This is a genomic window from Alloprevotella sp. OH1205_COT-284, assembly GCF_003859795.1.
Classification (GTDB): Bacteria; Bacteroidota; Bacteroidia; order Bacteroidales; family Bacteroidaceae; genus Alloprevotella.
In genome coordinates this window covers 21134-29754 of the sequence record NZ_RQYI01000029.1, presented here as the reverse complement: position 1 = coordinate 29754, position 8621 = coordinate 21134, and the positions used below count along the sequence as shown (strand labels likewise).

Sequence of the window (8621 nt, the reverse complement as noted above, 5' to 3'; positions counted from 1 at the left end):
CTATTTCAGAGGATGGACGATAAGATAAAACGATAATCATAAAATCGACACCACAAATTTCCTCCCCCGCTTGGGGTACCCCAAGCGGGGAAGAGGGAGGAGAATCTTACACACTTTTTCGGACACTACCACGCTTCCATCACGCGGAATGTCGGATGAACCACATAAAGAGCCATTTCTCCCTTAAAAACACGTTTGATGTGCACCCAAAAGTGCATTTGAGTACATCGCGGAGGAGATTGAGGTGTTTTTGCTGCGAACTTGCTATCCCGTTTCGTCGGTTTCATGGAAAAGCACCGGCAGCATCTTTATTTGATTAGGAGAGGCTCGCTTTCTGAAAAAGAAATCCCGAAGTACCATTATACAGAGCTTCGGGAAAGAAAGTTATGCCGTTCCAAAGTTTATCGGACAACAATAAAAAGAATTTCTCATCAAGCAAAAGGATTTAGCCGGTCGAGCACCAACTAAAACCTTTGGAGTATTATGCAATAGAGGAGGAATGAGCGATAACATTAAGTTTTTAATCAAGGCGATAACCAAAAGCTTCCAGTCGGCGATCATTGTGACGCCAATCTTTATCTACTTTGACAAAAACTTCAAGATAGATACTTTTTTGGAAAAATTTTTCCAATGTTTTTCGAGCCTCAGAAGATACTTTTTTCAATGCGACGCCTTTATGTCCGATAATGATTCCTTTTTGACTATCCCTTTCTACATAGATAATAGTGCGAATATGTATATTTCGTTCGCTCTCCTTAAACTCTTCAACAGCCACCTCTACGGCATAAGGAATTTCCTTGTCATAATAGAGCAGAATCTTTTCACGAATGATCTCGGTTACAAAAAAACGAGCAGGTTTATCCGTCCACTGATCTTTGTCGAAATAGGGGGGAGATTCCGGTAATAACTGCTTGATACGGTTGAGAACATTGTCTACATTGAATTTGGCTTGTGCCGAAATCGGAAAAACCTCCGCCTGTGGAAGCACTTCTTTCCATTCTTCGATCAGACGTTCTACCGTAGATTGATCGGAAAGATCAATCTTGTTGATCAGCAAAAGAATGGGAACTTGCATGCGCTTCACTTTGCCAATAAAATCTGCGTTTTTATCGACTTTTTCAACAACATCGGTAACATAGAGCAACACATCGGCATCTTGTAGAGCTCCTTCCGAAAAGGCCAACATGGATTCCTGCAACTTATAGTTGGGTTTGAGTACACCGGGAGTATCGGAAAAGACAATTTGCGCCTCTTCGCTATTGATAATGCCCATGATGCGATGGCGGGTGGTTTGTGCCTTAAAAGTTGCGATGGAAATGCGTTCTCCAACCAAAAGATTCATCAACGTTGATTTGCCGACATTGGGATTACCGACGATATTGACAAAACCAGCTTTGTGCATAAAGAGAAAAATTTTAAGCGGCCTTCGGGACTTGATAGAGAAACCGAAGGCCGCCTATTGGTTGTTCTTATTTAACGTGATATGGTTATTGGCCGTCGTAGCCCCATTTCATATAGGCAGCTCCCCATGTAAAACCACCACCGAAGGCGGTTAGAATGATATTGTCTCCCTTTTTGAGTTGCTTTTCGTAATCCCAAAGAGCGAGGGGGAGAGTTCCGGCAGAAGTGTTTCCGTATCGCTGTATATTGAGCATTACTTTCTCCATTGGCATATTGAGTCGATTTGCCACGGCTTCAATGATGCGCACATTGGCTTGGTGAGGTAATACCCAAGTAATATTTTCATTGTTCAAGCCGTTGCGTTCTGCAATGAGGGCACACGAGTCACTCATATTGGTAACCGCAAACTTGTAGACCGTTCGTCCTTCTTGGTGAATGGTATGCATGCGGTGGTCAATAGTGAAATAGGAAGAGGGGCAAGCCGAACCGCCGCCTTTAAGACAGAGGTAGGGGAGGCCTTTTCCGTCGGTTCTGAGATAACTATCTTTCCAACCGAAATCTTCGGTAGTTCCTTCCACCAAAACGGCACCTGCACCGTCACCAAAGATCGGGCAAGTGGCACGATCGGTGTAGTCGGTGATGCTCGATAATTTATCACCGCCACAGACAATCACTTTCTTGTAACGACCGCTTTGTATCATTGAAGCTGCCATATCCATAGAGAAGAGAAAGCCGGAGCAGGCTGCATTCAAATCGACACAAAAGGCATTTTTCATCCCGGTGCGCCCAACCACGATGCTTGCGGTGCTGGGAATTGGAAAGTCGGGAGTGGTTGTAGCCATAATCAGACAGTCGATTTCGAGAGGATCTGTTCCTGTTTTCTCGAGAAGTTGCTTCACGGCTTTGCGCGCCATATAGCTTGTTCCAAGACCTTCTTCATTGAGGATACGGCGTTCTTTAATGCCGATACGGGTCATAATCCATTCGTCGTTGGTGTCGACCATGCGTGACAACTCTTCGTTATTCAGGACATATTCGGGTACGAAACCACCGACGCCGGTGATGACAGCATTGATTTTTTCCATTAGTTTATGAGGATAGGATTGTGTTTTTCCGGATTTTGTCGTTGGCATGAAAAAGAGCTAATGACCGCGATCGGTAATCAAGCCAAGAGGCGAAACGAATCGGGCAATCTTCCTATTTGGCCGATGCCGGTATCCGGAATTTACCGTTGTAAAAATTATGCGGTTTTCAGCCGATTTTGATGGCTTCCAACCGCATATACTTGTTTCTAAGAATTACTCTGCCACCTCTTCCTTTACGACAGCCAGTTTTCCGCGATAGTAACCGCAAGAAGGGCATACGGTGTGGTAGATGTGGAACGCACCGCAGTTAGCGCATTTGGCCAACGTTGGGGCAACGGCCTTGTCATGAGTGCGACGTTTGAGGGTACGGGTTTTAGATTGTCTTCTTTTAGGATGTGCCATTTTCTTATCTTATTTATAAAATGTACGAATATCGTGGATGGTTCAAAAATCGCAAGACACATTAAAAAACGCCAACTTGTTGCCCTCAATATCATAGGGCTCAATTGTGCTCGGATTCTTGTTTTCAATTGAAGTTGATCTCACCGTCTTCGGAATCCTCCTCCATGGAGAAGCGGCTAAGCATGTCGGCATTACAACCTCCCGCAAGGTGAATGCGTTGGAGAGGAAGGTTAAGTACGATCAGCTCATACATATCCATCGCCGTATCATAGGTTAGCTGAGAGAAGGGAATGACAGTTGCATCTCCATCATTATTATCTTCATCGCCATATCCAATTTGTATTGTTTCTTGAAAAGAGAGATTAAGACTCACCTTTTCCAGACAACGATCACAAGGAACCTCCACATGTCCTTCGAATGTGTAACGGAAAGTAAAGGTATCACCAGCTCCATACGCAATGTTCAAATCTACCTGAAATGCTCCACCAAGAAATTCTTCTTGACCGATTGATTCAAAGAAATCATTGTCAAGTTTGAAATGCAACGCAATATCTTTGTGTTGTGCATCACGCAGATTTATAATATAGGAGTCTATATTGGACATATCGACTGCAAATTTACGCCTTTTTTGTGAATAGAAAAGACTGTGTTTCAGAAAAAGTGGAAAAAAATCATTTTTCTTTTTCTTTTCTTCCTCTTCTTTTATCAATAAGAGGCGTAAAAGCGTGTTTTAGCGGAAGAAGTAAGTCACTTTTGTTGCATCACATCAAAGCTGGATAAGGCTTGATAGCAACGCAAATTGAAAAGCGGAAGAGAAGCGATCAGCCTTTCCATAAATTCTGCCGCAAGATTTTCGTACACTTGAAAGTCGGTTTCTGAAAGATAAAACCAAACTTCTATCGGTAGCCCATGGGGTGTAGGAGCGAGTTGGCGCACGAGGTGATTGAGTTCCTTTATGACAAGCGGATTGTCGTCGATCATTTTTTCGACATGGCGGCGAAAAAGAGAAAGGTTGGTTGTGTCATTGCCGTTTTCGTCCGTACAGGGCTGTATGCTGTGGATGTCAATGTACAAGCTTCGCTTCACGCGGCGCGCTCCGATTTGTTGCATTTCACTCCAATTTTGAAAAGAATCGCTTACGAGCGTATAAGGAGGCACCGTGGAGATGGAGTTGTCGAAATTGCGAATTTTAACGGTGGTAAGACTGACTTCTTCAACTTTCCCATTGATCCCCATTTTTTCAATGGCCACCCAATCCTCTTTTTTCAGCATCCGATTGGACGTGAGCTGTATTGAGGCCAAAAAGCCAAGGATCGGATCCTTAAACACAAGCATGATGATAGCGGCGGAAGCTCCCAGTCCGGTGAGAATATTGAGCGGAGATTGTCCGATCAGCATGGCTATAAGTATGATGCCGCCGACACAATATATGATGATTTTGAAGGCTTGGAATATTCCGCCAAGATGATAGTCTTTATAGCGTTTGCTTTCTGACAGAAAAAGATGAGCGATATTGATCACTTCCGCAATAAATAAAATAATAGCGATCAGACCGTAGATATTAACGATGATATGTATACCGCGGAGCAGCATACGAGGCGAAGCCGAAGGGAAGCAGTCGGAAATATGTGCATCGAAAATAAAGAAAGGAATGCACCAGCCAAATGCCGTCAATACTTTGGGATTAAGAAGAATATCATCAATTAAATTTGTCGTTCGTTTGGTGCCCCATCTGATAAGAGGCACGATGAGCCGCAGAAAGAGCAGGACAACGGCAAAGGAAATCAGCACAAGAGAAAAGACCAACAGAAAAGAGGTAATTCCGATTTGACCTGCCGCGGAAAGCCGGAAGTGTTCAGACAGAAAAGATTCTATCAACTGACGTATATAAATCATATTGAAAATATAAAAACTCTTGTGTCTGCTGTACAGGCACAAGAGCATGTGTATCTTTTGAGTTGTAAAAATTAATGAGCGGCCATGAACTGATCAAGGAAACGAATGTCATTTTCCGAGAACATACGCAAATCTTTCACTTGATACTTCAAGTTGGTGATGCGTTCTACCCCCATACCAAAAGCATATCCTTTGTAGACAGATGAGTCTATCCCGTTGGCTTCGAGTACGGCCGGATCCACCATGCCGCAACCAAGAATTTCCACCCAGCCGGTATGTTTGCAAAAACTACATCCTTTATCGCCACAGATATTGCACGAAATATCCATTTCTGCCGAAGGCTCCGTGAAAGGAAAGTAAGAGGGGCGAAGACGTATTCGGGTGTCTGCACCAAACATCTCGCGCGCAAAAGTGAGTAGCACTTGTTTGAGATCCGTAAACGACACGTCTTTGTCTATATAGAGCCCTTCAACTTGGTGAAAGAAGCAGTGGGCACGTGCCGAAATGGCTTCGTTACGATAAACGCGGCCGGGACAAATGACGCGAATGGGCGGCTGAGTCGTTTCCATGACACGGCTCTGAACGCTTGACGTATGTGTGCGTAAGATGACATCGGGATGACTCTCAATGAAAAAGGTGTCTTGCATGTCGCGTGCAGGGTGGTCGTCGGCAAAGTTCATGGAACCGAACACGTGCCAATCATCTTCTACCTCAGGCCCGTCTGCCAATGAAAAGCCCAAACGCGAAAATATATCTATGATTTCCTTGGTGACAATGGAGAGGGGGTGGCGTGTGCCGAGCGAAATGGGGTAGGGAGTACGTGTGAGGTCAAGTCCGCTGTGATCTTCTTCTCCTGTTGCGAGTTGGGCTTTGAGATCTTTGAAGCGATTTTGAAGAGCGTCTTTGAGTTCATTGATACGCATACCTACTTCTCGCTTTTGATCGGCGGCAACATTGCGAAAATCGGCCATCAGCTGATTGACGAGGCCTTTTTTGCTAAGGTATTTCAGTCGAAGTTCTTCAAGCTGCGCTTCATTTTCTACGGAAAGCGCAGGAACTTCGGCGAGAATTTGTTTGATTTTTTCAATCATGATAATATAGATGCGTTTGTTTCGTCCGGTTGGGATAAGGTGTTATTTGAGATGTTGCCGAAAGAGCAACTAATTGTCAGTCGAGTTTAAGCACAGCGAGGAATGCTTTTTGCGGCACCTGTACGTTACCGATTTCTTTCATTTTCTTTTTACCTCGCTTTTGTTTTTCGAGCAGTTTTCGTTTACGGCTTACGTCACCGCCATAACATTTTGCCGTCACATCTTTGCGAAGCTGTTTCACCGTTTCGCGAGCAATGATCTTGGCACCGATGGCAGCTTGTATGGCGATGTCAAATTGTTGACGAGGTAACAGTTCTTTTAGTTTTTCGCACATACGACGTCCGAAGCGCTCGGAGTTGTCGAAATGAGTCAGTGTCGAAAGAGCGTCAACCGGCTCTCCGTTGAGAAGAATGTCGAGTTTGACCAGTCTGGATGTGCGAAACTCTATCGGGTGATAGTCAAAAGAGGCATAGCCTTTGGAAATGGATTTGAGTTTGTCGTAGAAGTCGATAACGATTTCGGCCAAAGGCATGTCATAGTGCAATTCGACACGATCGCCCGAAACATATTCTTGTTTGATCAGCTCACCGCGTTTGCCTAAACACAACGACATGATATTGCCGATGTAGTCGGTACGCGTGATGATGGAGGCACGGATATAGGGCTCTTCAATATGATCAATTTCCATTGCGTCCGGCATTCCTGCCGGATTGTGTACCTCTTTCATCTCCATGTGCTTATCGTAAATCTTATAACTTACGTTGGGAACGGTGGTAATCACGTTCATATTGAACTCACGATCAAGACGCTCTTGTACAATTTCCATGTGAAGAAGCCCCAAAAAGCCACAGCGAAAGCCAAAGCCCAAGGCTACCGAAGATTCGGGTTGAAAAGATAGAGAGGCGTCGTTTAATTGGAGTTTTTCGAGCGATGCACGGAGCATCTCAAAGTCTTCTGTTTCTATCGGATAGACTCCTGCAAAAACCATGGGCTTTACTTCCTCAAAACCGGCAATGGCTTCTTTACAGGGATTTTCAAGGCTTGTAAGCGTGTCACCGACTTTCACTTCCGTTGCCGTTTTGATGCCACTGACGATGTAGCCTACGTCTCCGCAATGCAGTTCGTTGCGAGGGGAAAGCTCCATTTTCAAAACACCGATTTCATCCGCTTTATACTGCCTTCCGGTATTCACAAAAAGCACATTCTGACCGCTTCTGATCGAACCGTTCACGATCTTAAAATAGGCGATAATTCCACGATAACTGTTGAAAACGGAGTCGAAGATGAGAGCTTGTAGCGGCGCTTCGGGATCCCCCACGGGCGAAGGGATGCGCTCAATGACGGCTCGAAGAATATCGTCAACTCCCTCTCCTGTTTTTCCGGAAGCTCTAATGATGTCTTCGCGCTTACAACCAATCAGCTCAATAATCTCATCTTCAACCTCTTCCGGCATAGAGTTGGGCATGTCGCACTTGTTGAGTACGGGTATGATTTCCAAGTCGTGCTCAATAGCCATATATAAATTGGAGATGGTCTGTGCTTGCACGCCTTGCGTTGAATCAACGACGAGCAGGCACCCTTCACAGGCTGCGATAGATCTACTCACTTCGTAGGCAAAGTCCACGTGTCCCGGCGTGTCGATGAGATTCAGTACATATTCTTTTTCATCGAGCCGATAATTCATTTGGATAGCATGGCTCTTGATCGTTATGCCTCGTTCCTTTTCGAGATCCATGTCGTCAAGCATTTGTCCTGCCGTGACTTTCACTGTCGAAGTTCGTTCGAGCAAACGATCGGCGAGAGTGCTTTTGCCGTGATCGATGTGAGCAATAATACAAAAATTGCGAATATGCTTCATGTGGAATGCTGTGCTTGTGGAAGAAAAGGAGTTGAATGTATTGTAAACGCGGCCGTAGAGGAACTGCGTTAAAATCGTTTGCAAAGTTACTGTTTTTTTTCTTTTGCAGCAAATCAGTCCTTTGATAGCTTTGCAAAAGATATTCACAAAACCGTTTTGTCTGTTTGAAATCGAACAGACAAGGCTTGATAAGGGCTTTTTATACCATTATCCACCGTATTCTCTTTTTTTGTTTACATTTTATACATTCTCGTTGTAAGTGTTTGTTTTTTCGATTGAAACGAATGTAGGATGTCGCTTTTTTTGTTTACATCTTTTACATTTTCCTACATCGTTGTCTTATGTGCGAGAAGCTGTTGTTGAGCAGAGATTACGGAGATTGAAAAGATCGAGCAAATATCGAGTGTAGGATATAATGCTTGATGCTCTGTCGTTTACGTGGTTTCAGTGTAGGTTTTCTTCTTCTTGTATACATTGATAATTTGCTTATAATCAGAGGAATGCATGGGGAAGTGTAGGATATGTAGGAAAAAAGAAAGAAAAGACATGTATAGGTTTGAAAGATCAGTTTATGAAGGAGTAAGAGCGTTGTTGTACTTTCTTACTCGGAATGATGACGAACGAGGTAGGGGGTAAAGACAAGGTTGGAGATAGAAATTACGGCATTGGAGGTAGAAAAAACGAGCTTAGAGGTAGAGAGAAGAAAGCAAGAAGCAAGAAGTAATAAGCAGCGAAGTAAAGAGCAATCGCTTTGGGGGCATGCGATCTTCTCTCTCGGAAAGAAACAGAAAGGAGCATTGGTGCTTGCGACAACAAAAAGATAGTTGAGAGATGATTTCGAGAAATGTTTTTTGAAATGCAATATCATAAAGATATGACAAATAGAAT

General features: G+C 44.0%; 7 protein-coding genes. All 7 read right to left on the bottom strand.

The annotated features are described in order from the left end of the window. Nucleotides 1–520: 520 nt before the first annotated feature. Nucleotides 521–1402: a GTPase Era gene (gene era, locus EII14_RS07480; protein WP_124931920.1), complete on the bottom strand. Its 882-nt coding sequence runs from the start codon at nucleotides 1400–1402 to the stop codon at nucleotides 521–523. Between the two features lie 85 nt (nucleotides 1403–1487). Then, on the bottom strand, nucleotides 1488–2486 hold the full coding sequence (locus EII14_RS07475; RefSeq protein ID WP_124931919.1) for a beta-ketoacyl-ACP synthase III: 999 nt from the start codon (nucleotides 2484–2486) through the stop codon (nucleotides 1488–1490). A 213-nt stretch (nucleotides 2487–2699) separates the two neighbouring features. Continuing rightward, complete coding sequence (gene rpmF / locus EII14_RS07470; RefSeq protein WP_124931918.1) at nucleotides 2700–2888, bottom strand: 50S ribosomal protein L32; 189 nt, start codon at nucleotides 2886–2888, stop codon at nucleotides 2700–2702. A gap of 124 nt (nucleotides 2889–3012) precedes the next feature. Further along, nucleotides 3013–3597, bottom strand: a complete 585-nt coding sequence (locus EII14_RS07465) for a DUF177 domain-containing protein (RefSeq protein WP_124931917.1) — start codon at nucleotides 3595–3597, stop codon at nucleotides 3013–3015. A gap of 38 nt (nucleotides 3598–3635) precedes the next feature. Continuing rightward, complete coding sequence (locus tag EII14_RS07460; RefSeq protein ID WP_158608352.1) at nucleotides 3636–4784, bottom strand: mechanosensitive ion channel family protein; 1149 nt, start codon at nucleotides 4782–4784, stop codon at nucleotides 3636–3638. A 71-nt stretch (nucleotides 4785–4855) separates the two neighbouring features. Continuing rightward, nucleotides 4856–5875, bottom strand: a complete 1020-nt coding sequence (gene pheS / locus EII14_RS07455; RefSeq protein WP_124931915.1) for a phenylalanine--tRNA ligase subunit alpha — start codon at nucleotides 5873–5875, stop codon at nucleotides 4856–4858. A 76-nt stretch (nucleotides 5876–5951) separates the two neighbouring features. After that, nucleotides 5952–7733: a translation elongation factor 4 gene (gene lepA, locus EII14_RS07450; RefSeq protein WP_124931914.1), complete on the bottom strand. Its 1782-nt coding sequence runs from the start codon at nucleotides 7731–7733 to the stop codon at nucleotides 5952–5954. Nucleotides 7734–8621: the final 888 nt, after the last annotated feature.